20 protein-coding genes and 1 pseudogene are annotated in these 24,970 nt (G+C 73.8%); 6 read left to right on the plus strand and 15 right to left on the minus strand.

The genetic code is table 11. From position 1 onward, the window contains the following. Nucleotides 1-121 precede the first annotated feature (121 nt). From ACRAS8_RS23200 to ACRAS8_RS23215, 4 genes are all read left to right on the plus strand, one after another. Nucleotides 122-1,525, plus strand: coding sequence for an LAETG motif-containing sortase-dependent surface protein (locus tag ACRAS8_RS23200; protein ID WP_438487923.1), 1,404 nt, complete (start codon nt 122-124; stop codon nt 1,523-1,525). 317 nt (nt 1,526-1,842) lie between these two features. Further along, nucleotides 1,843-3,507 carry an energy-dependent translational throttle protein EttA gene (gene ettA, locus ACRAS8_RS23205; RefSeq protein WP_438487924.1) on the plus strand — a complete coding sequence of 555 codons (1,665 nt, stop codon included), beginning with the start codon at nt 1,843-1,845 and terminating at the stop codon, nt 3,505-3,507. 4 nt (nt 3,508-3,511) lie between these two features. Beyond that, nucleotides 3,512-3,961 (plus strand): acyl-CoA thioesterase, encoded by a 450-nt coding sequence (locus ACRAS8_RS23210; RefSeq protein WP_438487925.1) that lies wholly within the window; start codon nt 3,512-3,514, stop codon nt 3,959-3,961. Beyond that, the gene (locus tag ACRAS8_RS23215; RefSeq protein ID WP_438487926.1) at nt 3,958-4,770 is read left to right on the plus strand and encodes a hypothetical protein; all 813 of its coding nucleotides are present in this window, start codon (nt 3,958-3,960) and stop codon (nt 4,768-4,770) included. The genes ACRAS8_RS23210 and ACRAS8_RS23215 overlap by 4 nt, the downstream gene beginning before the upstream one ends. 195 nt (nt 4,771-4,965) lie before the next feature. Here the strand turns inward: ACRAS8_RS23215 and ACRAS8_RS23220 are convergent, their stop codons facing one another. From ACRAS8_RS23220 to ACRAS8_RS23255, 8 genes are all read right to left on the minus strand, one after another. Continuing rightward, nucleotides 4,966-5,370 carry a globin gene (locus ACRAS8_RS23220; RefSeq protein ID WP_438487927.1) on the minus strand — a complete coding sequence of 135 codons (405 nt, stop codon included), beginning with the start codon at nt 5,368-5,370 and terminating at the stop codon, nt 4,966-4,968. A 154-nt stretch (nt 5,371-5,524) separates the two neighbouring features. Then, the gene (locus tag ACRAS8_RS23225) at nt 5,525-7,282 is read right to left on the minus strand and encodes an FHA domain-containing protein (protein WP_438487928.1); all 1,758 of its coding nucleotides are present in this window, start codon (nt 7,280-7,282) and stop codon (nt 5,525-5,527) included. A gap of 44 nt (nt 7,283-7,326) precedes the next feature. Next, on the minus strand, nt 7,327-8,169 hold the full coding sequence (locus ACRAS8_RS23230) for a hypothetical protein (protein WP_438487929.1): 843 nt from the start codon (nt 8,167-8,169) through the stop codon (nt 7,327-7,329). Between the two features lie 98 nt (nt 8,170-8,267). Beyond that, a complete protein-coding gene (locus tag ACRAS8_RS23235) occupies nt 8,268-9,638 on the minus strand; it encodes a protein phosphatase 2C domain-containing protein (RefSeq protein WP_438487930.1) in 1,371 nt (456 codons plus the stop codon). A 1-nt stretch (nt 9,639) separates the two neighbouring features. Next, nucleotides 9,640-12,237: a tetratricopeptide repeat protein gene (locus ACRAS8_RS23240; protein WP_438487931.1), complete on the minus strand. Its 2,598-nt coding sequence runs from the start codon at nt 12,235-12,237 to the stop codon at nt 9,640-9,642. Beyond that, nucleotides 12,234-13,529 carry a hypothetical protein gene (locus ACRAS8_RS23245; RefSeq protein WP_438487932.1) on the minus strand — a complete coding sequence of 432 codons (1,296 nt, stop codon included), beginning with the start codon at nt 13,527-13,529 and terminating at the stop codon, nt 12,234-12,236. The genes ACRAS8_RS23240 and ACRAS8_RS23245 overlap by 4 nt, the downstream gene beginning before the upstream one ends. A 210-nt stretch (nt 13,530-13,739) precedes the next feature. Then, nucleotides 13,740-14,747 (minus strand): glutamate ABC transporter substrate-binding protein, encoded by a 1,008-nt coding sequence (locus ACRAS8_RS23250; RefSeq protein WP_438487933.1) that lies wholly within the window; start codon nt 14,745-14,747, stop codon nt 13,740-13,742. A 14-nt stretch (nt 14,748-14,761) separates the two neighbouring features. Then, nucleotides 14,762-16,159: a hypothetical protein gene (locus tag ACRAS8_RS23255; RefSeq protein ID WP_438487934.1), complete on the minus strand. Its 1,398-nt coding sequence runs from the start codon at nt 16,157-16,159 to the stop codon at nt 14,762-14,764. Between the two features lie 468 nt (nt 16,160-16,627). Between ACRAS8_RS23255 and ACRAS8_RS23260 the strand changes: the two genes are divergently transcribed. Together ACRAS8_RS23260 and ACRAS8_RS23265 are read left to right on the plus strand one after the other, a co-directional pair. Continuing rightward, complete coding sequence (locus ACRAS8_RS23260) at nt 16,628-16,933, plus strand: hypothetical protein (RefSeq protein WP_438487935.1); 306 nt, start codon at nt 16,628-16,630, stop codon at nt 16,931-16,933. Between the two features lie 96 nt (nt 16,934-17,029). Continuing rightward, a pseudogene (locus ACRAS8_RS23265) lies at nt 17,030-17,321 on the plus strand (hypothetical protein); the annotation flags it as partial. Nucleotides 17,322-17,382: 61 nt separating this feature from the next. Here ACRAS8_RS23265 and ACRAS8_RS23270 read toward each other — a convergent pair. The 7 genes from ACRAS8_RS23270 to ACRAS8_RS23300 all read right to left on the minus strand — a co-directional run bounded on the left by ACRAS8_RS23270 (nt 17,383) and on the right by ACRAS8_RS23300 (nt 24,852). Further along, on the minus strand, nt 17,383-17,667 hold the full coding sequence (locus ACRAS8_RS23270; RefSeq protein WP_438487936.1) for a hypothetical protein: 285 nt from the start codon (nt 17,665-17,667) through the stop codon (nt 17,383-17,385). A gap of 186 nt (nt 17,668-17,853) precedes the next feature. Further along, entirely contained in the window at nt 17,854-18,846 is a 993-nt protein-coding gene (locus ACRAS8_RS23275) for an N-acetylglucosamine kinase (RefSeq protein ID WP_438487937.1), read from the minus strand. Next, a complete protein-coding gene (locus ACRAS8_RS23280) occupies nt 18,837-20,210 on the minus strand; it encodes a 6-phospho-beta-glucosidase (RefSeq protein ID WP_438487938.1) in 1,374 nt (457 codons plus the stop codon). The genes ACRAS8_RS23275 and ACRAS8_RS23280 overlap by 10 nt, the downstream gene beginning before the upstream one ends. Nucleotides 20,211-20,218: 8 nt before the next feature. Then, nucleotides 20,219-21,124 carry a carbohydrate ABC transporter permease gene (locus tag ACRAS8_RS23285; protein ID WP_438487939.1) on the minus strand — a complete coding sequence of 302 codons (906 nt, stop codon included), beginning with the start codon at nt 21,122-21,124 and terminating at the stop codon, nt 20,219-20,221. Between the two features lie 62 nt (nt 21,125-21,186). Then, a complete protein-coding gene (locus ACRAS8_RS23290; protein ID WP_438487940.1) occupies nt 21,187-22,143 on the minus strand; it encodes a carbohydrate ABC transporter permease in 957 nt (318 codons plus the stop codon). Nucleotides 22,144-22,152: 9 nt separating this feature from the next. Continuing rightward, complete coding sequence (locus ACRAS8_RS23295; RefSeq protein ID WP_438490573.1) at nt 22,153-23,559, minus strand: ABC transporter substrate-binding protein; 1,407 nt, start codon at nt 23,557-23,559, stop codon at nt 22,153-22,155. Nucleotides 23,560-23,682: 123 nt separating this feature from the next. Continuing rightward, nucleotides 23,683-24,852 carry an ROK family protein gene (locus ACRAS8_RS23300; protein ID WP_438487941.1) on the minus strand — a complete coding sequence of 390 codons (1,170 nt, stop codon included), beginning with the start codon at nt 24,850-24,852 and terminating at the stop codon, nt 23,683-23,685. Between the last annotated feature and the right edge of the window lie 118 nt (nt 24,853-24,970).

A 24,970-nucleotide genomic window follows, 5' to 3' on the forward strand; every position in this document is an offset into this window, starting at 1 on the left:
CCATAAGATCCGACGAGTACTCACGGGGGCCGACCAGGCTGACCAGTTCGGCCGTTGAGTTCTTGGGATCTTTCCGGTGAGGCGAGCTCTCCAGCCGACCGCCTCGCCCAGAGGGGAAATCATGCTTTCGATGAAGGGGCGGGGCGCAGCCCGCCTTGCCGCCGCGGTCTTGGCCTCCGGCCTCATCGCGGCGGGCACGATAGCCACCGCGGGGACCGCCGTGGCGGACGACCCGGCCGCATCGCACGGGGGCGCCACCGCGACCCTCGGCGGTCTGAAGACCTTCGACCAGGCCGTGGTGCACGGTGACGGAGGGGACCAGCGCGTCGGCGCCGGCCTCTTCGAGATGTCGGTGGACAACGGCGGCACGCTCCAGACGTACTGCATCGACATCCACAACCCGACGCAGCAGCAGGCCCGCTACCAGGAAGTGCCCTGGAGCGCCTCGTCGCTGCACAACAACGCGGACGCCGGCAAGATCCGCTGGATCCTGCAGAACTCCTACCCGCAGGTGAACGACCTGGCCGCGCTCTCCGCCAAGGCCGGTGCCGGGCAGCTGAGCGAGAAGACCGCCGCGGCCGGCACCCAGGTCGCGATCTGGCGCTTCTCCGACCACGTCAAGGTGGACGCGGTCGACCCGGCAGCCGAGAAGCTCGCCGACTTCCTGGAGAAGAACGCGCAGAGTGTCGCCGAGCCCAAGGCGTCGCTGACCCTCGACCCGCCCGCGGTCTCCGGCAAGTCCGGCGGCAAGATCGGCCCGGTCACCGTGCACACCAACGCCGACAGCGTCACCGTCTCCCCGGCGGCGGGCACGCCGGCCGGTGTGAAGATCGTGGGCAAGGACGGCAAGCCGGTCAAGAGCGCCCACGACGGCAGCCAGCTGTTCTTCGACGTCCCCAAGGGCGCCGCCGACGGCACCACCTCGCTGACCGCGCAGGCCGCGACCAAGGTCCCGGTCGGCCGCGCCTTCACCGGCATCGGCGTGCACGCCAGGAGCCAGACCCAGATCCTGGCCGGCTCCAGCGAGTCCACGGTCTCGGCGGCCGCCACGGCCTCCTGGAAGAAGCAGGGCGCGATCCCGGCGATCACCGCGGAGAAGAACTGCGCCAAGGGCGGCGTGGACGTCACCGCGAGCAACAAGGGCGATGAGGCGTTCCGCTTCCAGCTGTCCGGCAAGGACTACGAGGTCGCGCCGGGCGCGTCCAAGACCGTGACCGTTCCGGTCGGCGAGGACCAGCCGTACCAGATCACGATCACCGGTGCCGGCGGCTTCAAGAAGACCTTCTCCGGCGTTCTGGACTGCAAGACCACCGGCAACGGTGGCCAGCCTTCGCCGCACCCGAGCCCGGCCTCGGCCGGCGGCACCACCGGCGGCAGCACCACCGGCGGTCACGGCACCGACCTCGCCGAGACCGGTTCCAGCAGCGCCACCCCGGTGATCGCGGGCATCGCGGTCGTCCTCGTTCTGGTCGGCGGCGGAGCGGTGTTCTTCCTGCGCAAGAAGAAGACCGGGCAGTCCGCCTGAGCAGGCGGGCCGGTCGTCCCGGCCGCAGGCGGTCCCCGTGACCACCGGTGAGCGTGCCGTCGGCACGCAGTGAGCGGACGGTCACCGGACACCGAAGTCGGTCACCGGACACCAGAAGTCGAAGGCCCCGGAGCGTACTGTCCGCTCCGGGGCCTTCGCCGTCCGTCGCCGTCCGTCCTCCGGAACCCGTTTCCGTCCTGGGATGGACGTACGGCAAGATGGGGTGTATCTGCCCTCGCGCGGCCACGCCGCACCACGGCCCACGCGGCGGAGCCACCCAGACCACCTGATAGATCCAAACTGCCGGACGGTTTCTCTTGGCTGAGTACATCTACACGATGCGCAAGGCGCGCAAGGCGCACGGCGACAAGGTCATCCTCGATGACGTGACGCTCGCCTTCCTGCCCGGCGCGAAGATCGGCGTCGTGGGTCCCAACGGCGCCGGTAAGTCCACGGTGCTGAAGATCATGGCCGGTCTTGAGCAGCCGTCGAACGGTGACGCCTTCCTCTCGCCGGGCTACACCGTCGGCATGCTCATGCAGGAGCCGCCGCTGGACGAGTCCAAGACGGTCCTGGAGAACGTCCAGGACGGCGCCCGCGAGACCATGGACAAGCTCAAGCGCTTCAACGAGGTCGCCGAGCTGATGGCGACCGACTACTCCGACGCGCTGATGGAGGAGATGGGCAAGCTCCAGGAGGACCTGGACCACGCCAACGCCTGGGACCTCGACACCCAGCTCGAACAGGCCATGGACGCCCTCGGCTGCCCGCCCGGCGACTGGCCGGTCACCAACCTCTCCGGTGGTGAGCGCCGCCGCGTCGCGCTGTGCAAGCTGCTGCTGGAGGCCCCCGACCTGCTGCTCCTCGACGAGCCCACCAACCACCTCGATGCCGAGTCGGTGCAGTGGCTGGAGCAGCACCTGGCGAAGTACCCCGGCACCGTCGTCGCCGTCACCCACGACCGGTACTTCCTCGACAACGTCGCCGGCTGGATCTGCGAGGTCGACCGCGGCCGCCTCCACGGCTACGAGGGCAACTACTCCAAGTACCTGGAGACCAAGCAGACCCGTCTGAAGGTCGAGGGCCAGAAGGACGCCAAGCGCGCCAAGCGCCTGAAGGAAGAGTTGGAGTGGGTCCGCTCCAACGCCAAGGGGCGGCAGGCCAAGTCCAAGGCCCGTCTGGCGCGTTACGAGGAGATGGCCGCCGAGGCCGACCGGATGCGGAAGCTGGACTTCGAGGAGATCCAGATCCCGCCGGGCCCCCGTCTGGGCAACGTCGTCGTCGAGGTCAACAACCTCAGTAAGGCGTTCGGCGAGAAGGTCCTCATCGACGACCTCAGCTTCACGCTGCCGCGCAACGGCATCGTCGGCGTCATCGGCCCGAACGGCGCCGGCAAGACCACGCTGTTCAAGATGATCCAGGGCCTGGAGACCCCGGACTCCGGCGACATCAAGGTCGGCGAGACCGTCCGGATCTCCTACGTCGACCAGAGCCGCGAGAACATCGACCCCAAGAAGACCCTGTGGGCCGTGGTCTCCGACGAGCTCGACTACATCAACGTCGGCCACGTCGAGATGCCCTCGCGTGCCTACGTCTCCGCGTTCGGCTTCAAGGGCCCGGACCAGCAGAAGCCGGCGGGTGTCCTGTCCGGTGGTGAGCGCAACCGGCTGAACCTCGCGCTCACCCTCAAGCAGGGCGGCAACCTCCTGCTCCTCGACGAGCCGACCAACGACCTCGACGTCGAGACGCTGTCTTCCCTGGAGAACGCGCTGCTGGAGTTCCCCGGCTGCGCCGTGGTCGTCTCCCACGACCGCTGGTTCCTCGACCGCGTCGCCACGCACATCCTGGCGTACGAGGGCAACTCCAAGTGGTTCTGGTTCGAGGGCAACTTCGAGTCGTACGAGAAGAACAAGGTCGAGCGGCTGGGCGCGGACGCGGCCCGTCCGCACCGTGCGACGTACAAGAAGCTCACCCGGGGCTGACGCCGTGCGGCACCTCTACTCCTGCCCCCTGCGCTGGTCGGACATGGACGCGAACGGCCATGTCAACAACGTGGTGTTCGTCCGCTACCTCGAAGAGGCGCGGATCGACTTCATGCGCCGGCTGGCGCCGGGGGGCGGCAGCCCGTCGTTCACGGGCGGCTCGGTCGTCGCCCGGCACGAGGTCGACTACCTGCGGCAGTTGGTGTACCGGCCCGAGCCGGTGACCGTCGAGGTGTGGGTGACGGAGATCAGGGCGGCGTCGGTGACGGTGGCGTTCGAGGTGAAGGACGAGGACAGGGTCTACCTGCGGGCACGGACCGTGGTCGTGCCGTTCGACTTCGCCGCGGAGCGGCCGCGCCGCCTCACGGCGGAGGAGAAGGCGATCCTCAAGGAGTACCTGGACGACGCCGCGCATCAGCAAGCCGCGCATCAGGAAGGGGCCGTCGGCGCATGACGGTGCTGCGGCTGGCCGACGCCGGGGAGGCAGCGGATCTCGCGGCCTTCCTCGGCCGGCTGATCCACTACGACCGCGGGGCGGCGGTACGGCTCCAGGCGGGCGGCGGGGTGCTGGCCGTCTTCGGCCGCCCGCCGTCCTTCGAGGTGCTGGCGATTCGCACCGCGCGGCTGGTGGGGGACGGCGGTGCCGGTGCTGAGGCAGTGGCCGGCGGTGGGGTCGGCCGGGGGCGCGTCGGTGGTCCGGCCCTCGATGTGACCGTTTCCGCCGGGGAGCTTCTTGAGGGCATCGCGGAGGCGGCGGGCAGTGTCACCGTGCCCGCCGCGGTCACCGGGCCGCCGTGGGCCGGGGTGTTGCCGCCGCGGGGCGGCTGGACGCGGGTGCGCGGGTTGCCGTCCCCGGACGCGTTGCGGCGTGCGGTGGCCGCCGCGGTCGCCGAGTTCCGTGCCCGGGACGAGGCGTTGCCGCCGCAGCGGCGCACCCGGGACGAGCGGGACCGGATCGGCCGGGAGATCTGGTCGCGGACGCTGGGCGACACGGAGCTGCCGTTGCGGGCGGTGCATGCCGCGCAGGCGCTCGGGTTTCTGCGGGGGGCGGTGCCGGCGGGGGCCGGGGTTGGTGCGGCGGGGGCCGTTGGTTCGGCCGGCTCGGCGGGTTCGGCCGGGGCGTCGGGTGCCGCGCCGGAGCCGGCGCTGCTGGCTGCCGGGGGATGGCTGCGGCTGAGCACGCCGTATGGGTCGGTTGCCGTGCGGGTGCCGCGTGCGGCGGGGGTGGCCGGGTTGTCGGGGCTTACGGTTACGCCGGTGTGAGCGGGTGCCGTGGCGACGCTCGGGTCGCGCGCCTGCGCTTCTCGCCCTGCGGGCTCGGTATCGCCCTGCGGGCTCGTCCTCAAACGCCGGACGGGCTGGATATTGCGGGCTGGATATTGATTTGGAGGCGGCCGGCCGTGGGGTTCCGGGCGGTGTGACCGTTCTCTCACCGGTGGTTGCTCGCCGGCCGGTTTCTCAGCCCGCGGTGTTGATCATTGATGCGGCGGCGTACGTGAGGTAGTTCCACAGCTGTGTGCGGTGGTCCTCGGCCAGGCCGAGGGAGTCCACGGCGTCCCGCATGTGCCGGAGCCAGGCGTCGTGCGCGGCCCGGTCGACGGTGAATGGAGCGTGCCGCATCCGCAGCCGGGGGTGGCCGCGGTTCTCGCTGTAGGTGCGGGGGCCGCCCCAGTACTGCATGAGGAAGAGGGCGAGGCGTTCCTCGGCCGGCCCCAGATCCTCCTCCGGGTACATCGGCCGCAGCAGCGGGTCCTCGGCCACGCCCTCGTAGAAGCGGCGCACCAGACGGCGGAAGGTGTCCTCGCCACCGACCTGCTCGTAGAAGGTCTGCTCCTGAAGGGTGCCGTGCGGAATGTCGTTCACCCGTCCATGGTGGCAGACGTCGCGAGCGGGGATGGCGGACTTGGAACGTCTCCCCGGGCGGCTGCCGCTGGATGCGACTCCGGGGCGTAACCGGCGCAACTCCGGGGCGTGATCGGCTGATCGCGCCCCGGAGTTGGCGAGTGTCGTGCGGCGGTCAGCCGCGGCGGACGGTCAGGGTCGTCCAGGCGCCGACGTGCACCCGGTCGCCCTCGTGGAGCGGCACCGGGACGTACGGCTGGATCGGCTCCTCGGCGAGGTTGACCGTCGTGCCGTTGGTGGAGTTCTGGTCCACCACGGCCCAGCTGCCGTCCTGCTGCTGGACGAGCAGGGCGTGCTGGTGCGAGACGCCCGGGTCCTCCGGGGTCCGGCCCAGGTCGACGTCCGGGGCCTCGCCGGTGCTGTTCCGGCGGCGGCCGACCGAGACCTGGCCGCCGGCGAGCGGCAGCACCTGCTCGGGGGAGTACGCGGGGAGGTTGAGCCCCGCGGCCTCCGGGCCGCTGCGGCTCATCATCGCCATGAAGTACTCGCGGTCCGGCCCGATGGCCACCACCCAGCCGTCACCGACCACCGGTGGCGGGCCCTGCTCCGGCGCCGCCGGAGCCTGGCCGGGGCCGCCGCCCCACTGGCCGTCGGGACCCGGCTGGGGCTGCTGCGGCGGGAACGGCGCCGGCGGCTGCTGCTGCTCGAAGGGGGCCTGCGGGCCGGGTCCGGGCGGCGGGGGCGCCATCGGCGGGGCGGCGGGGGCGGCCTGCGCCTGCTGCGGCGGGGTCAGCGTCCAGTCGTCGCCGCCCTGCTGCGGGGGCGGCGGACCGGGCCGGCCGGCCGGGCCGGGGCCGGGCATGCCGGGAGGCGGGCCGGGCTGGCCCGGGTAGCCGCCGGGGCCGGGCATCCCGGGCGGCGGGCCCGACTGCTGCGGTGCCTGCTGCTCGAACGGTGCCTGCTGCTCGTAGGGCGCCTGCTGCTCGAACGGTGCCTGCTGCTCGTAGGGCGCCGGCTGCTCGAACGGGGCCTGCGGCGGCGGGAATCCGTAACCGCCCTGCGGCGGCTGGCCGCCGGGGCCGGGCATGGGCGCACCGGGGCCGCCGGGACCACCGGGGCCGGGTGCCGGCGGGGGGAAGCCGTAGCCGCCCTGTGGCGGCTGGCCGCCGGGGCCGGGCGCGGGGGCGCCGGGCGGCGGGGCGAACGACGCCGGCGAGTTGGTGAGGAAGTTGTACTGGCACTCCGTGCAGAACGGCGCCATGCCCTCGCGCGGCGTGCGGCACTGCGGGCAGAACTCGGTGGACTGCTCGGGACCGGGCGCCGGAGCCGGGGCACCGGGCGCGGGCATCCCGGGTGCGGGCGCGCCGGGCGGCGGGGTGCCGTGCGGGGGCGTGCCGGGAGCGGGGGCCGGCATGCCGGGGGCGCCCGGGCCGCCGGGACCGCCCGGGCCGGGCGCCGGTGGGGGGAAGCCGTAGCCGCCCTGTGGCGGCTGGCCACCGGGACTGCCGGGACCGCCCGGACCACCGGGACCGCCCGCGGGCGCACCGTGCGGCGCCATACCGGGAGCGCCGGGACCCGGCGTACCAGGACCGCCCGGACCGCCGGAACTACCCGGCCCCCCAGGGCCGGGCATGCCGGGCGGCGGAAAACCGTAACCACCCTGCGGGGCCTGGCCGCCGGGGCCACCCGGGCCGGGCATGCCGGGCGGCGGCGGACCGGGCTGACCGGCCGGACCGGGACCCGGTGCTCCGGGCGGCGGACCGGGCTGGCCGGGCGGCGGGCCCGCGGGGCCGTTCGGCTCGGCGGGCGGCGGCGTGTTCAGGAATCCCGCCGGCAGGGAGGGCGGCGGGGGGACGGCACCCGCCATGCGCTGGCCGCACACCTCGCACCAGTCTTCGGCCACCGACTGGTGGCCGCTCGGGCAGGTCGGCATGTCGGTTCTTCCCCCTCCGTACCGTTACTTCCGGGTGGTACTGATCAGTTCTGAACGTGCTCGTTCATTGCGGTTTCTCCGGGCGTCGCGCGGGGTCCGGGCGCCGTCCGGGAGTTCTCCCGTCCGGCCTCGGCCGCCCGCGCCGCCTGTCGCACAGTACCGGTCGCGGGATCGGCGTCGCCCACCACCTTCGCAAGGAGTTTCGCAGTGTCCCCGCTTCCCAGGCCGGCGGCGAGCCCGGTCGCGCGGCGCAGTTCGGACACCGCGCGGGCGGCATCTCCCCACTTCGCCGCATCCAGTCCCCGCTGGATGACCTGTGCCAGTTCGGACCGTCCTGTGTGGTGCGCCACGTGTGGGTCGATCCGTACGGCGGCGGCCGGATCGTCCGTCCACACGGCGCGGACGAGGCCCTGCGCGACGACCCGGGGCGCGGCCCCGTCCGGTGCCGGCAGCAGCACCGAGAGCCGCGCGGCCAGCATCTCCCGGCCGAGCCCGGGATCCGGGACGCGGAGGAAGAGGTGGTAGTCGCGGGACTCGTCGCCCCAGGGGCCGGTCGGGTAGTCGCCCGAGCGCGGCCCCGACGCTCTTCGGTGCCCGGTCAGGTCCTCGGCGGTGGGCGCCACTTGGCGCAGGAACCCGACCTCGGCGCCCAGCGGCGTCCGCACCCGCAGGACGACGCCGGCCGCCGGGCCGGGGCCCGCGGCGCCCGCCACCGGAACGCTTCCCTCCGGCCGCGGCCCGGGCACCGGCCGCCCGCCGGTCGAACCGCCCCCGGTCGCGGTGACGGTGACGACGGCGTGCAGCCCGCGCCCGCCCTCGGGGAGGAAGGGGTTGTGGTGCACCTCGGCGGTGAAGCGCGGCACGCGCGACTTGGCGAGGTTGGCCATGGGTTACGTCCGCTCCTTGCGGCCGTCGCCGGCCGGTCCACCGGCGGGTCGGACGGCCCGGTGGGTGGTGGCCGGGTCCGGCGCGTGCGGTTGCGGGCTCAGACCGATCCTGCCCCGTCCGCGGGCGCCGGGAAACGGACCACCGCGACCGTTACGTTGTCGTGCCCGCCGCCGGCCAGGGCGTGGCCGACCAGCTCCCGCGCGGCGTCCAGCGGCCGGGCCGGCGCGTCCGGCGGCAGCACCGCGGCCATCGCCTCGGCCCGCTCGGCGTAGTTCCACAGCCCGTCGGTGCACACCACCACCGTGCCCGGCCCGTCCGGCCGGAATGCCGCGATGTGCGGTTCGACCTCGTACGCGTCCGCGCCGAGCCAGCCGGTGATGGCGTGCGCCCGCTCGTCGGCGTTGGCCTCGGCCTCCGTCATCAGGTTGTTGGCGACCATCTGGGCCGCCCAGGAGTCGTCCTCGGTGAGCCGGACCGGTGGCGCGGTGCGGTCGTCGGGGATCCAGTACGCCCGGCTGTCGCCGACCCAGCCGATGGTCAGCAGCCCCCCGCCGACCAGGGCGCCGACGAAGGTGCAGGCCGGGGCGTTCTGCTGGCGGAACTCGTCGTGCGCCAGCGACGGGTCGGCGGCCAGCGCGTCGACCGCCGTCGAGGCCGCCAGCACCGCGTCGTGCATGGCCTGCTGCGGGTGGGCGCCGCGCGGCAGCGCCATCCGCAGCGCCCCGGCGGCCCGTTCGGCGGCGATCCGGGAGGCGTCGTCCGGGCGGGTGGCCGAGGAGACCCCGTCGCAGACCACCGCGATCACCGCCGGCGCGCCGTCCGGCAGGGCGGTGCCGGCCAGCGCGAAGAAGTCCTCGTTGCGGTGGTGCCGGTGGCCGATGTCGCTGACCGCGGCGACGCCCGGCAACTCCCGCTCCAGATGGTCGCGTTCGGGTCGGACGGGGGTGTCCGGGGAGGTTCCGCTTCCGGTCACGGGGGGTGTGGTGGTGGACCCCGCGGGCGCGTCGAAGACCGTTCCGCCCGGCTCCCCGGCGTCCGCGGCGGGCCCCGGAAGGACGGCCGTCCCGGCGTCCGTCACGGTGCCCGCCGCGGGCTCCGCTTCCGTGCCGGCGGCGGCCTCGTCCTGCGCGGCTGCCGGGGCTTCCGCTTCGGGCCGCGCCCCGGCGCCGGCGGCGGCGTCGGCGACCGCCTCGTAGCCGACCACCCGCGGGTCGGCCGGCCGGACGGCGGACCCGGCCGACGGCACCACCGCGTCCCCGTGATCCCCGTACGCGAGACGGGTCGTGGGGTCGGGCGGCGGCGGCCCCGCCGGCGCCGCCCCGTACACCGCCGGGGGCGCCGCGAGTCCCGAGGGCAGGCCGTGGCCGCCCGACATCAGGGGATCGGCGCCGCACCGCCCGCAGTAGTTGTCCCTCGCGGCGAGCGGCTCACCGCAGTTCCGGCAGCGGGACGGCCCAGTCACACCCATGTCACACCCATGTCCTGGGGCGGAAGCGGTTGGCCCGCTCCACCAGCTCGATCCTTTCCTCGCCACGCCGCGCGAGCCGCGCCAGCAGGCGGTACGAGCGCTCCAGCCCGAACCGCAGCCCGCGCTCGTCCAGCGGACTGCCGAGCAGCATCGCCCCCGCCGCACCGGCCGGCTCCCCGCCGCCCGGCGCCCCGGGCCCGTCGCCGTGGCTCCCGGAGAGTACCCAGTCCAGGGCGGTGCCCAGTACTTCGGTGGCCAGGAGCTCCCGGCGCCGGTCGTCCAGGCCGAAGTCGGCCAGCGCCTCGACCTGTTGGGCGGCGGCCCGCAGCTCCGGCAGCAGCGGCTCCCGGGGCGAGCGCTGCCGCAGCCGGGCCCGGACCGCCGCGATCCGGGCCGCGGTGTGGTGAATGGATGCCTCCGGTACGGATTCCAGCGCCGCCACCGCACCCGCCCGGTCGCCGGCCGCCAGCCGCACCCGGGCCAGCCCGAACGCGGCGCTCACATACCCGCGGTCGGTCGCCCAGACGAGGCGGTAGTACTCCGCGGCGTTCTCCCACTGGCCGAGGAGTTCGGCGCTGATGCCCAGCGCCAGCTTCGGCGCGGGCTCACCGGGGAAGGCGTCGTAGACCGCGTCGAAGGCCAGCGCGGCGCCCTCCCGGTCGCCGGCCGCCAGCGCCGCCAGTCCGCGGTGCCAGACCACCCGCCAGTCGTCCGGGGCCCTGTCCGTCGCCCATCCGCCGCCGGGTTCCCCGTCCGGCCTCCGCCCGGATACCGGCCGTCCCGTCCCGTCGTCCTCTAAGGCGGCCGCGGTCTCGCCCAGTTCCAGCCGGGCGCGCAGCGTCCGCAGCCGCAGCTCCGGGGAGTCGGCGGGCGCCGCGCGCAGGGCGGCCAGCAGCTCCGCCGGCGTCGCGGCGTGCAGACCCGCCAGGAACCCGGCGTTGGGGTCGCCCGGGTCCGCCTGCGGCACCGGCAGCGCCAGCGCCGCCGCGGTCACGTCCAGGGGCCGCAGCTCCGGGCCGCCGCCCGCCCGCACCGGCCCCGGTGCCGCCGCCCGCCGGCCGCTGTGCCGCCCGCCCAGCAGCGAGGCGTCACCGGCCGGCGGCCCCAGCAACTCCGTGCCCACCACCCGCAGTTCGGGCCCGAACAGGGTGGAGTGCGCCGGCCGCGGCTCGCCCGTACGGAGCGCCGCCACCTCCCGCAGCACCCCCGTCAGCTGCTCGGCCATCTCCTCCGCCGACCCGAAGCGCCGGCCCGGATCCGGATCGGTGGCCCGCACCAGCAGCCGGTAGAACGACTCGTAGGCGCGGAACACCTCGATGTGCTCCGGATCCGGCAGGCAGTCCGCGAAGACGTTGGTGAAGCCCTGGAAGTCGAAGGTGAGGACGGCGAGGGTGCGGGCGACGGTGTAGAGGTCGGAGGCGACCGACGGGCCCACCTCGGCGACCTCCGGCGCCTGGTAGCCGATCGTGCCGTACAGGGGGCTCTCGTGGTCGTCCATGCGCCGTACCGCGCCCAGGTCGATCAGCTTCAGCCGGTCGTGCTGCTGGAGGGCGTTGTCGACCTTGAAGTCGCAGTAGAGCAACCCCCGGCCGTGCAGATGGCCGAGCGCCTCCAGCGCCTCGATGCCGTACGCGCACGCCTGCTCCACCGGCATCGGGTCGCGCCGCCCCTGGGGCGTGCGCCGCTCGTTGGCGAGGTCCTTCAGGGAGGTGCCGTCGACGTACTCCATGACGATGTAGCCGTCCCGGCTGCCCGTCGAACGGTCCAGATGCTCCACGAAGTTGTAGATCCGCACGATGTTGGGGTGCTCGATCGCGGCGAGGAACCGCCGCTCGGACACCGCCGCCGCCAGCGCCTCCTCGTCGCCGGTGTCCAGCAGGCCCTTGAGCACCACCCACCGGTCGTCGACCGCCCGGTCCCGCGCCAGATAGATCCAGCCCAGCCCGCCGTGCGCCAGGCATCCCGCGACCTCGTACTGGCCGTGCACCAGCTCCCCGGCCCGCAACTTCGGTACGAAGCTGTACGGATGGCCGCACTTGGTGCAGAAGCCCTCCGCAGGGCCCGGCCGGCCGTCCCGGCCCCGCCCCACCGGCGCCCCGCACTCGCCCCGGCTGCAGAACCGCTTCCGTTCCGGCACCTCCGGACGCGCCAGCACCGCCGACCTCGGATCGCGCCCCGGCACCTGCGGCACCGCCACCAGCCCGGCGCCCAGCCGCCCCCGCGACGCACCGGAACCGCCCCCGGGCCCCGGGGCCGGGTCGCCGGCTCCCCGGCCGCTGCCGCGCACCACCGGCGGCGTCCGGCCGTCCGGCCCGCTCCCGGACCGGCCGCCGGCCCGCTGCCCCGGGACGTGCGTCCCGGCCGTCCGCCGCCCGCGGGCACCGGTCGGCGGCGGCGCCGCGACCGTCGCACCGCCCGCGTCCGCGTCCACCCGTCGCGTCAGCACCGTCGCGGTCGCCGACAGCAGCCCCTCGGCCGACACCACCGGCGCCAGCCCGCACGCGTCGCAGTACAACTCCCCGTCGCCGGCGTCGCTGACGTCTTCGTATCGCCCGTCGCACTCCCGGCGCTGGCAGCGCCCCCCGTCCCGCTCCGTCACGGCTCCGCCCTGCCGTCCCGCGGCTGCGGAACCATCGCCTCCGCCGCCGCCTCCTGATAGCGCCACACCGCCTGCTCCGCCGCCCGCAGATCGCACGGCGCGCTCCACAGCATCCGGCGCGCCACGTCATAGCGCTCCATCAGCACCGGATCCTCCGCCAGACCGTGCCGCGCCACCCGCGCCCGGTACGCGTCCAGCCGGCCGCGCAGCTCGGCGCGGACGGCCAGCGGCGCGGTCACCGCCGTCAACGACGCCCGGGCCCGCTGGAGTTCGTCCTCCGCCCGCTCCTCCAGGCTGTCCAGCAGCGGCGACAAGCGGTGCCACTGCGACCGGCGGCGGTACTCCGCGGCCGCCGCCAACTGCTCGTGCAGCGCCGTCGACGGGCCGCTGACCGCCGGCACCTCCGACGCGGCGATCTTCGCCAGCACCTCGCCCCGCGCCTGCCGCGCCTCGGTCAGCGTCCGGTCCGCCCGCGACAGCACGTCGCGCAGCAGCATCAGCCGCCGCTCCGCGTCCTGTCGCACGTCCAGCACCGCCGCCACCTCGCGCCGGATGTCCTCCAGCGCCCGCGCCGCCCGGTCGTAGCGGGCGGTGTCCGGCCGGCCCCCGCCCGGCGCCGCGCTGCCCGCCCCCGACGACACCCAGAACGCCAGCGGATCGGCGATCACCCGGGCCCGCAGCCGCGTCAGCTCCTCGGTGATCCGCTCCAGATCGTCACCGGCCGGATGCTCCCCCGGACGCACCCCCACCGAATGCGCCAGGGAGCGCGTCCGCCGCAACTCCTCGGCCAGCAGGTCTATCCGGGCTGGCAGCGCCGACCACACCGCGTCCGCCGCCACGATGACGTCCAGCGACCGCGCGTACAGCCCGTTCAGCCGGTCCACCAGCTCCGCCAGCCCGATCCGCTCCGGGGCGCCGCCCGCCGCGGCCGGGACCGTCACCTCGCAGCCGTGCAGCAGTCCGGACAGTTCCGCCAGCTCCTCGGCGGACGGCCAGCGGCGCCGCGCCCGCAGCTCCCGGGCGGCCGTCAACACGTCCGTATAGGCGTCGAACAGCGACCACAGCACCGCCAGGGACCGCTCCGTCTCGGCCCACCGCTCCTTGCTGACGCCCGACAGCTCGGCGCCCTCCAGAAGCCGGCGGCCGGCATGGTCCTGCAACGCCAGCAGCGACGTCTCGATCGCCTCGTACTCCGCGCCGAGCCGCGCCAGCGCGCGGTCCACCTCCTCCCGGTCCAGAGCCGGGACATCGGGCCTTCCCGCCGAGCCGGGGAAGGGTCCAGGGACCCCCATATCACCTCTCCAATACGCGTACCATGCACGGCGGTTGGCGCTCCCGGCGTCGCCTGCCGGGTCTTTCGGCTCCCTCGTCCCCCGCTCCAGCCCCTCCATAGTGAACCCATCCGGCGCCCCGTGGCGCACTGTCCACAGGCTCCCGGCTCCGTACCCCTCCCCTTCGAGCGGGGCACCCCGTGAGACGAGACCCCGCTCGCCCGGCCGCCCTCAGTCGCCGTACTCCGGCGCGGGCGGCCCCGATATGCCGGGCAGATCGGCCTGCAGCCACTTGCGGTACGCCCGCATCCAGGCACTGCCGTCCCCGCCGCTGCGGTAGTCGTCCAGGACCTTGTTGACCCGGCGCACCAGATCCGGGTCGTCCCTGTTCATCGCCACCCCGTACGACTCGTCGGTGAACGGCCGGCCCTTCAGCTCCACCGTCGGGTCCTGCGCCGCCTGCGCCGCCGCCAGCGCACTGTCGGTGACCACCGCGTCCGCCTCGCCCAACTGGAGCCGCACCAGGCAGTCCAGCTGGTTGGGCGCGGTCAGCACCCGCGCGCCGTGGTTGCGCCGCGCCAGCTCCGCCTCGCCCGTCGAACCCGCCGCGGTGCACACCCGCCTGCCGCGCAGCGAGTCGTCGAACGCCGTGATCGGCGACTCCTTCGGCGCCAGCACCTGCTGCCCCGCCTGGAAGTACGCCGTCGAGAACGCCACCCGCTCCTTGCGCGCGCAGTTGATCGTCATCGTCCGCACCACCATGTCCACCGTGCGCTGCCGCACCGCCGGGATCCGCTGGTTGGTCGGCACCGCCTGGAAGACGACCTTGGCGTCCGGCCCCAGGATGTCCCGGGCGATCGCCCGCGCCAGGTCGATGTCGAAGCCCTCCAGCCGGCCGGTGTCCCGGTCGCGGTACCCCCACCGGTAGGTGTTCTGGTCCACCCCGACGACCAGTTGGCCCTTCTCCTTGATCCTCTCCACCGCCGGACCGTCGACGGGCGAGGGCCGCAGGCTCTCCGCCGCGGTGCCCGGCGTGCACCGCGCCGCGGCCGGCGTCGCGTGCGGCGTCCCGGGCCCGTACGCGCGGTGCGTCGCCACCGGGCCCGGGCCCTCCGGACGCGCCCCATGGCCCAGCGCGGGCACCAGCACCGTCGCGGTCGCCGCCATCACGGCCATGCCCGTCACGACCGGCGCCAGGACGGCCCGCAGATTCCGCAGCCCCCGCCCGCGCGTCCCCATCTCCCCTGACCTCCTCACCGGTACTCCGACAGCCTGCGCCCGATCCCCAGCACCGCCGCGACCGCGGCCACGACGGCCAACACCCCGGCGCCCACGGCCAGCAGGCCGAACGCCGCCCGCCCGCGCTCCGCCGCCGACCGGAACCGCGCCTGCTCATGGACGAGCGCCCGCCCCAGCCCCGTGTCGACCCGGTCGAACGACGCGCCCGTCGAGCCGTCCCCGCCGATCACCTGCGCCAGCGCCCGGTGGTAGTCGCCCCGGTCGTCCGCCGCCCGCGCCGCGGCGTGCCGGACCCGCCACTGCCCCAGGGCCGCCACCGCGTCCCGCACCGGCCGCCGCCCCGCCTCGTCGCCCGCCAGCACCAGCGCCCGCCCCAGCTCCCCCGCGCCGCCCACCGGGCCCGGACCGTCCGCCGGGCCCGCCAGCCGCCCCATCTTCGCCTGGAAGTCGACCTCGTAGAAGTCCTTCTGGTCGGCGGTCAGCACCGCGCCGCGCGCCACCAGCGTCAGATTCTCGTCCGCCCGCGCCCGCAGGGCGTCGATCCGGGCGGTGTTGAGCACCTGCAGCGACCGGGCGCCGTGCGCATACGCGTCGGTCAGCCCGGCCCGCGCCACGACGTGCGCCGCCACCAGCCACAGCAGCACCGCCACCGAGGCCGCCGTCGCCGCCAGCAGACCGCGGCTGAACACCCGGTTGGTGCGGCGGTAGTGCCGGAACTGCGCCCACACCAGAGCGGCCAGCGCCGCCACCGCCGCGGCCAGCGCCCACCACGGCCGCGCGGTGGCCCGCCGCAGGTCGACGGCGAGCCGCTGTCGCTCCGCGTCGTACAACGCCCGGGCCGCCGGGAGGAGTTCCGTCCGCATCCGCTCGTTGGCGTACCGCAGATAGGCGCCGCCCAGGGGCAGCCCCTGCCGGTTGTTGGTACGGGCCGTCTCGATCAGCCCGGTGTACCGCGGCAGCAGGGTGTTCAGCCGGGCGATCTGCCTCCCGGCCGGATCCGCCCGCCCGCCCTCCGGGCCCGGCACCCGCGCCTGCGCCGCCGCCTTCACCAGCAGTCGCGACGCGGTCGCCAGGTCCTGCTCGTAGCGCGTCCGGGTCGCCGGGGACTCCGTGCCGCCCGCCAGGAACCCGCCGGCGGCCGTGGTGTCGGCGTCCGCCAGCGAGCGGTAGACGCTCGCCGCGTCCGCGGTCAGCGGCTGACTGCGCAGCACCACGTCGTCGGCGGCCCGCGACCGGTCCGTCACCTGCCAGGCGGTGGCCGCCCCGAACACCACGACCAGCAGCGCCAGCACCGCACCGAGGGCGCGCAGCCGCCCCGGCTCGGTCGTCGCGGCCGCCCGCAGCCGGTCCACGCCCTCGGCCCACGCGGTGCGCCGGCGCGCGGCGGACGGCACAGAGGAAACCGAGGACATTGACGACACCGAGGACACCGACGAACCACCCCCTGGGTCGCTGACTGCGGGCCGGTCCCGCGCCCGGCGCCCGGCGCCCGCGGGCACGAGGCGCACGGCCGTCAGTATGTCCGCATCGCCCGGTCAGCACACCGGACTTGACCCGATCTTGTTCGGAACGCCAAACCCTCCGCGGCCCTCCCACGGCCTCCCGTCGGCGCCCCACCACCCGTCATCACGCCCGCCCGCCGCCCCTGGTTCCCCGCCGGCCGCCCAGGGCGCGCACTCTCCCCCTCGCACCCCCGCCGCACTCCTGCGCGCCGCTGACGACCCCACCCCTCTCCGACTACGCTGAGTGACGAAAGGTCGGCCCTCCAGCCAACCCTCGAAGCAACAGAAGCAAGAAGCAACAGACGCAATAGACGCGACAGAACCAACGAAACCAACGAAACCAACGGAAGCAACGAAACCAACGGAGGTAACGACGTCATGCGCCGCATCAACCAACTCCTGTCCCCTCTCGCCAAGGCCACCACCAGGGCCTCCAGCACCCCCGTTCCCGCCGCCCCGGCCAGCGGATTCCTCACCATCGGCAGCACGACCTACATCAATCCGACCGGCACCTACCCCCTCCTCCACGCACCCGACGGAGCCCTCACTCCCATCGTCAACGACACCGACCGACCCATCACCATCATCACGGAAAGCGACCATTCCCCGCCCCCGCCCGCCCTCGTCCTCGCCCCGGGCGAACGCACCGAGACCCGCAGAGGCAACTGCGTACAGGTGGGGTGAGCCGCCTGCGGCCGGGGGCTCGGACGGGCGGTGGCCGGGTCGGTGACCGGGCGCGCGCGGACCGAGCGGCGGAGGCCGCCAGGGCCTGTCCGGCGGATCTCCGGTGAGGGCGGATGCCGTCCCCTGGCCCTGCTGATCAACCCGGGCCAATGGGGCGACGCCCCCGCAGCTGCGGCCGCCCGCCGGCTTCGACGAGACGATCTACAAGCGCAGGAACGAAGTGGAGCGGACGATAAACGCGTTGAAGAACTTCCGGGCCGTGGCCATGAGGTTCGACAAGCGCGCCTACGTCTTCCACGGCACCCTCACCGTCACCGTCGCCTCGATCCGCCTCTGGCTTCGCCCGGCTCGACCTCCGAGCGACGGTAGCCGGATCGCATCGGCGTGACCCGGCTACCTGACCATAGGGGCGGTCGGGGCCCGGGTCGCCTTTGACGAGGCGAGCGCGATCAAGTTCGTTGACGACGCCGGGCAAAGGCGGCGGCAATCGCCATGGCCAAGGTGGTGTTGGCGGTGGTCCAGAACACGAGCTTGGCGTTCGGCCCATTGACCGTCCGCAACTCCCCGTCTGCGTGGCGGCAGAACGAGTCGGGCGGGAAATACTGCGAGACGGGAGTGCCGCGCATGCCGTAGCAGGGCGACGTCTCGGGGAACAGGCCCGGCTGCGCGCGCTGCGAGAGGGTCCAGCCGACGAACACTGTCAGCCACCCGGCCAGCAAGAACACGATCAGCATCCAGGGAGGGACTCTCGCTCGCCGCCCCAGCAGCCAAACCAGGGAGGTTGGCATGACGAAAACGACAACCGCAGCGAACAGCAAGATCAGAGCCTTCATGGTCCCACGACCATACTGATCAAAGATCCGTTGGACAGGCCCTGGGCCGCTGGTCGCGGTCCGGGCGGAGGCGGACACCTTCGTCCCTTACGTCCATGCAGCCCGCAGGCGTGCGTAGGCCCGGTGGGGCGGTCTGGGGGTTGCCCGGTCCAGGGCGTCCAGGGCGGCGCCGAGGACCGGGGGCGCGGTGACGAGGTGCGGGACGGCCTTCGGCGCCCGGGCGGCGAGGAGTTCGGTGACGTGGTCCTGGAGAAGGGGGTGCCGGGCGGCGAGGATGCCGCCGCCGAGGATGACCGGGGTCGGTTCGGTGAGGAGGCCGAGGCGCTGGAGGGCGACGGAGGCCATCAGGGCGATCTCCTCCGCCTGACGGGCCACGAGGGAGCGGGCGACGGTGTCGCCGTCCGCCGCGACGGCGAAGAGAAGGGGGGACAGTTCGTGCCGGCGGTCGACCGGGATCCGGTGCAGGTGCAGGGCTTCGATCAGTTCCGCCATGGTCGTCAGGCCGAAGTGGGCCGGTAGCGCGCGGGCGAGTTCGCTCGGTGCGCCGCGGCCGTCCTCGGCGCGGGCCGCGTGCCACAGGGCCTCGTCGGCGAGGAAGGAGCCGCCGCCCCAGTCGCCGGAGATCCGTCCGACGGCCGGGAAGCGGGCGGTGGCACCGTCGCGGCCGACGCCGACGCAGTTGATGCCGGCGCCGCAGACCACGGCGACGCCCAACTGCTCGGCGCCGTCCGGGAGTCCGGTGCGGAGCAGAGCGAAGGTGTCGTTGCGGACGGTGACGGTGTCCGCCCAGCCGCGGGTGGCGATCTCTGTGGTCAGGCGGGTCACTTCGACGGGGAGGTCGGCGTTGGCGAGGAAGGCGGAGAGATGGGCGGCCGGGCCGTCGGCGGGCAGTCCGGCCTGGCGCCGGGCCTCGGCGATCAGGGGGGCGAGCACGTCCACGGCCCGGGCGGGGCCGACCACATGCGGCGGGAAGCCGCCGCCGCGGGCCCGGCCGAGGACCCTGCCGTCGGTGGCGACGAGCACCACGTCGGTCTTGCTGTTGCCCGCGTCGACGGCGAGCGCCGTGCCGGTCAGGCCCACGTGAGGTGCTCCCGGTTGTGTGCGATCAGTGCGTCGGCGAGCCGGTCCGCGTGGTCGATCTGGCCGATGAGGGGGTGTGCGAGGAGTGCGGAGAAGACCCGGTCGCGGCCGCCTTTGAGGGCCGCGTCCAGCGCCAGGTGCTCGTAGGCCGTGACATGGGCGACGAGCCCGGCGAAGAGGGGGGCGAGGGGGCGGAGGGGGAGGGGGGAGGCCCCCCGGGAGCCGACCGCCGCCGGCACCTCGATCACCGCATCGTCCGGCAGGAACGGCAGCGTCCCGTTGTTGAGGGTGTTGACGACCTGCACGTCACCGACCGGCTGCACGTCAGCGAACGACTGCACGTCGCCGGCCGTCTGCTCGCCACCGCCCGCAGCCGTCACGCCGCCCCCGCCCCCGCCCCCCAGCAACGACGACGTCAGGGCGGCCGCTGCCTCGGAGTAGTAGGCGCCGCCGCGGCGGGAGAGGAGGGTGGGTTTCTCGGCCAGGGCCGGGTCGGCGTAGAGGTCGAGGAGTTGGCGTTCGAGGGCGGCGACCTCGGCGGCGCGGGAGGGCTTGGTGCGCAGCTCCGCCACCACCGCGTCGTGCTGGTAGTAGTAGCGCAGGTAGTACGAGGGGACGACGCCCAGGTGGTCGAGGAGCGCGCGGGGCATGCGGAGGTCCGCGGCGAGGGCGTCGCCGTGCTCGGCGAGGAGGCGGGGCAGGACGTCCTGGCCGTCGACGCGGACGGCCCGTTCCCAGGTGAGGTGGTTGAGGCCGATGTGCTCCAGCTCGACGCGTCCGGGGGCCACGCCGAGCAGCCCGGCGAACTTCCGCTGGAAGCCGATGGCCACGTTGCACAGCCCGACGGCCTTGTGCCCGTGGGTGAGCAGGGCCCGGGTGACGATGCCCACCGGGTTGGTGAAGTCCACGATCCAGGCGTCCGGGCAGCGGCGGCGGACCCGTTCGGCGATGTCCAGGACGACCGGGACGGTGCGCAGTGCCTTGGCGAGGCCGCCCGCGCCGGTGGTCTCCTGGCCCACGCAGCCGCACTCCAGCGGCCAGGTCTCGTCCTGGTTGCGGGCCGCCTGCCCGCCGACCCGGAGCTGGAGGAGGACGGCGTCCGCGCCGTCGAGGCCGGCGTCCAGGTCGTCGGTCCAGGTGATCCGGCCCGGGTGGCCCTGCCGGGCGAAGATCCGGCGGGCCAGTCCGCCGATCAGCTCCAGCCGCTCGGTGGCCGGGTCGATCAGGACGAGTTCGCCGACCGGCAGCACGTTCCGCAACCGCGCGAAGCCGTCGATGAGTTCGGGGGTGTAGGTCGAGCCGCCGCCGACCACGGCGATCTTGACGGGGGAGTGCGGGGGGCGGCCCCCGGACGTTGCCAGCATGAGCGATTTCAGCCCTTCACTCCGGTGAGTGTGACGCCTTCGACGAAGGCCCTCTGTGCGAAGAAGAAGACGAGAATGACGGGGGCCATGACCAGTACCGTCGCGGCCATGGTGAGGTTCCAGTTGACGTTGTGCGCGCTCTTGAAGGACTCCAGGCCGTAGGAGAGGGTCCAGGCGGCCGGGTTCTGCGCGGTGTAGATCTGCGGCCCGAAGTAGTCGTTCCAGCAGAAGAAGAACTGGAAGAGGGCGACGGCGGCGATGCCGGGGCGGGCCATCGGGACGATGATCCGCAGCAGGGTGCGGAGTTCGCCGCAGCCGTCGACCTTCGCGGACTCCACATATTCCTGAGGGATCGTCAGCAGGAACTGGCGGAGCAGGAAGATCGAGTAGGCGTCGCCGAACGCCATCGGGATGATCAGCGGCCAGACCGATCCGGTCAGATGCAGCTGCTGCGCCCACACCAGGTACATCGGGATGACGACGACCTGGGGCGGCAGCATCATCGTGGCGAGGACGAGCAGCATCGCCGTGCGGCGGCCGCGGAAGCGGAAGCGGGCCAGCGCATAGGCGACCGGGATCGCCGAGCAGACCGTGAAGAGGGTGCCCAGGCCCGCGTAGAGCAGCGAGTTCCGCCACCAGCCGAGGAAGCCGGGGGTGGTGAACACGGCGGCGTAGTTGGACCAGTTCCATTCGTGCGGCCACAGTTCGCCGCTCATCGCCTGGTCGTCGTTCATGACGGAGGTCAGGAAGACGAAGACGAAGGGGAGGAGGAAGAACAGGGCGGCGGCGACGGCCACCGCGTGCACGGCGATCCAGTGCAGCAGCCGTCTGCGGCGGGCGCGGGCGGCCGGGGCGCCGGTGGTGCCGGGTGTGCGGGCGCGGGCGGGGCGCCGGGTGAGCGTCGTGGTGGTCATGTCGGTTCGGTCCTCCGTCACGTCGGTTCGGCCCTCGGTTCGGTCCTCCGTCATGGCGACGGTCAGTCCTCCGCCGGGAGCAGGCCGGTGCGCTTGCGCAGCAGCAGGGTGGTGACGGCCATGGCGAGGGCGAACAGCACCAGCGACAGGGCGCAGGCGGCGCCGGTGTTGAAGTTCTGGAAACCCAGCGAGTAGATGAGCTGCGGCACGGTCAGGGTGGAGTGGTCCGGGTAGCCGGGCTGGATGACGGTGCCGGGGCCGAGGGAGACGCCGGAGGCGAGCTTCCCGGCGACCAGTGCCTGGGTGTAGTACTGCATGGTCTGCACGACGCCGGTGACCACCGCGAACAGCACGATCGGGGTGATCGACGGCCAGGTCACATAGCGGAACCTCGCCCAGGCGCCGGCCCCGTCCAGCTCGGCGGCCTCGTACTGCTCCTTCGGGACGTCCAGCAGCGCCGCCATGAAGATCACCATCAGGTCGCCGATGCCCCACAGGGACAGCAGGACCAGCGACGGCTTGGCCCAGGCCGGGTCGTTGAACCACTGCGGGCCGGGGATGCCGGCCGCACCGAGGATCTCGTTGACGGGCCCGGTGGCCGGGTTGAGCAGGAAGACGAAGGCGACGGTGGCGGCCACCGGCGGTGCCAGATACGGCAGATAGAACGCGGTGCGGAAGAATCCGGCACCGGCTTTCACCTTGGTGACGAGCAGCCCGATGCCCAGTCCGAAGACGACGCGCAGCGCCACCATCACCACGACCAGCCAGAGCGTGTTCCACAGCGCCGGCCCGAACAGCGGCATCTGGGTCAGTACGTATTTCCAGTTCCGCAGGCCCACGAAAGCGGGCTGCTCGATCTGGTTGTAGTGCATGAAGGAGAAGTAGCCGGTGGCGATCAGCGGGTAGCCGAAGAAGACCGAGAATCCGACGAGCCAGGGGGAGAGGAATCCCAGGATGCGCAGGCGTGCGCGGAGGTGTTTGCGCCGCAGCGCCGGCGTGCGGGAGGCGGTGGCTGCCATGGGGCTCCGTCAGTTCTCGGACTGGAGGTTGTCGGCGTCGATCCGGGCGTCGAGTGCGCGCAGTCCGGCGTCGAGATCGGGGACCTTTCCGGCTTCCACGGCGTAGGAGAAGTCCTGGAGCGAGGTGACGTACATGTCGCCGTTGTCGGACGGGGGCAGTGCGGTGCTGTGCGGATTGCGGACGATGCCGAGGAAGGTACGGAATTCCGGATCGGCGTCCAACCGGGGGGAAACGAGGGCGGCGTTGGTGGACGGGACGTTGTGGAGGGCGTTGGCGAAGGCGACCACCTGGTCGGTGTCGACGGTCAGGAATTTCACCAGTTCCCAGGCCGCGTTCTGGTGCCGGCTGCTGTGCGCGATACCGGCGACGGTGCCGGTGAGATAGCCCCGGCCGTAGGTGCCGGCGCGGTCGTCGGGCACCGGCATCGGCGCCACGCCCCAGTCGAACGGCGCCTTCGCCTTCCTGAGCATCAGGCCGCGCCATTCACCGTCCATGTGCATGGCCACCTTCTGCCGCAGAAAGGCGTTCTGTGCCGACATCTCGTCGCCGAACGTGGTGCGGAACCTTTCCAGCGGGCCGTATCCGCCCTGGGCGTCGAGGAGTTCGCGCTGGGTGGTGAAGAAGTCCCGGGTCGACGGTTCTGCGGCGAGCCGCGCCTTTCCGTTCCGGTCGAAATAGCGTGGGCCCCACTGTGCGAACAGCCGGTCCGGGCTGTTCTGGTAGAGCCGGAAGTCCGGCATGAAGCCGACCTGTCGGTATCCGCCGTCCTCGGTGCGCCGGGTGAGTTTCCCGGCGTCCCGTTTCAGCTCCGACATGGTGCGCGGCGGCCGGGTGATGCCGGCTTTCCGGAAGGCGTCCTTGTTGTAGTACAGCCCGTAGGTGTCGGCGAGCAGCGGCAGTGCGCACTGCCGGCCGCGGTACTGCGTGTAGGAGAGCAGGGGTCGGGGGAAGACCTTTTCCTTCACCACGCCGCTCTTGCGCAGAAAGGGGTCGAGGTCCGCCCACATTCCGGAGGAGCAGTACTGGCCGACGTTGTGGGTGGTGAACGACGACACCACGTCGGGTGCGTCGCTGCCGCCGGCCCGCAGCGCCTGGTTCATGGTGGCGTCGGTGACGTTCCCGACGGCCTTCACGGTGATGTTGGGGTGGCGTTTCTCGAACCGCGCGATGCTGTCGTCGATGGCCTTGACCTCGCCGGGGTCGGACCAGCCGTGCCAGAAGGTGAGGGTGACCGGCCGGGTGGGGTCGTCGCGGTCGCTGCCGACGGCGGGGTGGGCGCAGCCGGCGGCGAGCAGCCCGGCGGCGGCCAGCGCCACGGGCAGCGCCGCCGGCCGGCCGGTCCGGCCACGGCGGCGGGCGCGGGGACGCGGGCGGCCGTGCGGTCGCGGTCGGGCACCCGGGCGGGGGAGCGGCATGAACGGCACGAGCGGCATGCGGACTTCCTTACGTCGCGGGGGTTCCCGGGCGCCCGGGCGGGCTCCCGGCCGTGGCGGCCGCCGGGCCGGTCGGACGCACCGGACGGGCCCGGGCCGGCGGGCTCACCCGGTGTCGAAGACCACGTCGCGGGCCTCGGCCAGTGCCGTGCGCAGCGCGCCGGTGAGGATGGGGTTGCCCGCGATGTCGCTGATGCGGATCTCCGGGCGGGGCAGCGCGAGCCCGGTGAACTCCGCCTCGACCAGGGCCCGCAGCGCCTCCCCGCCGGCCTGCGGCACCTCGCCGGAGAGCACCACGAGCCGGGGGTCGACCACCGCGACCACCGCGGCCAGGCCGGTCGCCAGCCGCCGTGCGACCTCGGTCCGTACGGCGTCCCGGGCCAGCGCCTCGGCGACGGTGCGGACCTCCGGGGCGCCGACGGCCCGGGCGAGGGCGAGCACGCTGGGCGCGCCGACCAGCCGTTGGAAGCCGCCGCCCGCGTCCGGCCGGGCGGCGCCGCGGTCACCGTCCCGGGCCGGCGGGGCGCCGGGCAGCGGCATGTAGCCGATCTCGCCGGCGCCGCCGGTGGCCCCGCGCAGCAGCCGCCCGTCCAGCACGATCGCGGCGCCCACGCCCTCGTCGACCCACACCAGCACGAAGTCGTCGAAGTCCTGGGCGGCGCCGTCGTGTTGCTCGGCCACGGCGGCCAGGTTCACGTCGTTCTCGATGACGAGGGGGACGCCGAGGGCCTCGGCCAGTTCCTCCTTCAGCGTCCGCGACTGCCAGCCGGGCAGGTGGGGGGCGTACCGGAGCAGGCCGGTCTGCGGGTCCAGGGCGCCGGGGGTGCCGATCACCGCGCGGTGCAGCGCCGCACGCGTCAGTCCGGCCTTGGCCAGCGCCCCGTCGACGGCCCGCGCCACCAGCCGGGCGGTCCGTGCGGTGGCGTCCTCGGCGGCCGTGTCCTCGGGGGCCGCCTCGGTGCCGATCCGTTCCTCGGTGCTGATCCGTTCCTCGCCGAGCACCCGTCCGGTGATGTCGGCGACGGCCGCGGTGATGCCCAGCTGGTCCACGGCGAGCGCGGCGACGTGTGCGGCGGCCGGATTCACCTCGTACAGCTGGGCGTTGGGGCCCGGCCGGCCGGTGACGTTGCCGGTGGTCCGGACGAGTCCGGCCGCGGTGAGCCGGGCGAGCAGCTGGGAGGCGGTCGGCTTGGACAGCCCCGTCAGTTCGCCGATCTGGGTGCGGGTCAGGGGGCCCTGGGAGACCAGCAGGTCCAGTGCGGCCCGGTCGTTCATCGCCCGCAGCACCCTCGGTGTGCCCGGCGTTCCCTGTCCTGGTCCTGCTGCGGCCATGACTGCTGCCCACCCCGTGTTCCGTGCGGAAGCCGGTCGGACGTCGACCGGAAGCGGCCTG

Source organism: Streptomyces sp. S186, assembly GCF_051603415.1.
In the GTDB taxonomy this organism is placed as follows: Bacteria; Actinomycetota; Actinomycetes; order Streptomycetales; family Streptomycetaceae; genus Streptomyces.

Excerpts from the sequence above, each read along its gene's own strand:
- ACRAS8_RS23200 (WP_438487923.1), top strand. The coding sequence starts at position 122 with ATGCTTTCGATGAAGGGGCGGGGCGCAGCCCGCCTTGCCGCCGCGGTC.
- ACRAS8_RS23215 (WP_438487926.1), top strand. The coding sequence starts at position 3,958 with ATGACGGTGCTGCGGCTGGCCGACGCCGGGGAGGCAGCGGATCTCGCG.
- ACRAS8_RS23225 (WP_438487928.1), bottom strand. The coding sequence starts at position 7,282 with ATGCCGACCTGCCCGAGCGGCCACCAGTCGGTGGCCGAAGACTGGTGC.
- ACRAS8_RS23230 (WP_438487929.1), bottom strand. The coding sequence starts at position 8,169 with ATGGCCAACCTCGCCAAGTCGCGCGTGCCGCGCTTCACCGCCGAGGTG.
- ACRAS8_RS23235 (WP_438487930.1), bottom strand. The coding sequence starts at position 9,638 with ATGGGTGTGACTGGGCCGTCCCGCTGCCGGAACTGCGGTGAGCCGCTC.
- ACRAS8_RS23245 (WP_438487932.1), bottom strand. The coding sequence starts at position 13,529 with ATGGGGGTCCCTGGACCCTTCCCCGGCTCGGCGGGAAGGCCCGATGTC.
- ACRAS8_RS23250 (WP_438487933.1), bottom strand. The coding sequence starts at position 14,747 with ATGGGGACGCGCGGGCGGGGGCTGCGGAATCTGCGGGCCGTCCTGGCG.
- ACRAS8_RS23255 (WP_438487934.1), bottom strand. The coding sequence starts at position 16,159 with ATGTCCTCGGTTTCCTCTGTGCCGTCCGCCGCGCGCCGGCGCACCGCG.
- ACRAS8_RS23260 (WP_438487935.1), top strand. The coding sequence starts at position 16,628 with ATGCGCCGCATCAACCAACTCCTGTCCCCTCTCGCCAAGGCCACCACC.
- ACRAS8_RS23270 (WP_438487936.1), bottom strand. The coding sequence starts at position 17,667 with ATGCTGATCGTGTTCTTGCTGGCCGGGTGGCTGACAGTGTTCGTCGGC.
- ACRAS8_RS23280 (WP_438487938.1), bottom strand. The coding sequence starts at position 20,210 with ATGCTGGCAACGTCCGGGGGCCGCCCCCCGCACTCCCCCGTCAAGATC.
- ACRAS8_RS23285 (WP_438487939.1), bottom strand. The coding sequence starts at position 21,124 with ATGACCACCACGACGCTCACCCGGCGCCCCGCCCGCGCCCGCACACCC.
- ACRAS8_RS23290 (WP_438487940.1), bottom strand. The coding sequence starts at position 22,143 with ATGGCAGCCACCGCCTCCCGCACGCCGGCGCTGCGGCGCAAACACCTC.
- ACRAS8_RS23295 (WP_438490573.1), bottom strand. The coding sequence starts at position 23,559 with ATGCCGCTCCCCCGCCCGGGTGCCCGACCGCGACCGCACGGCCGCCCG.
- ACRAS8_RS23300 (WP_438487941.1), bottom strand. The coding sequence starts at position 24,852 with ATGAACGACCGGGCCGCACTGGACCTGCTGGTCTCCCAGGGCCCCCTG.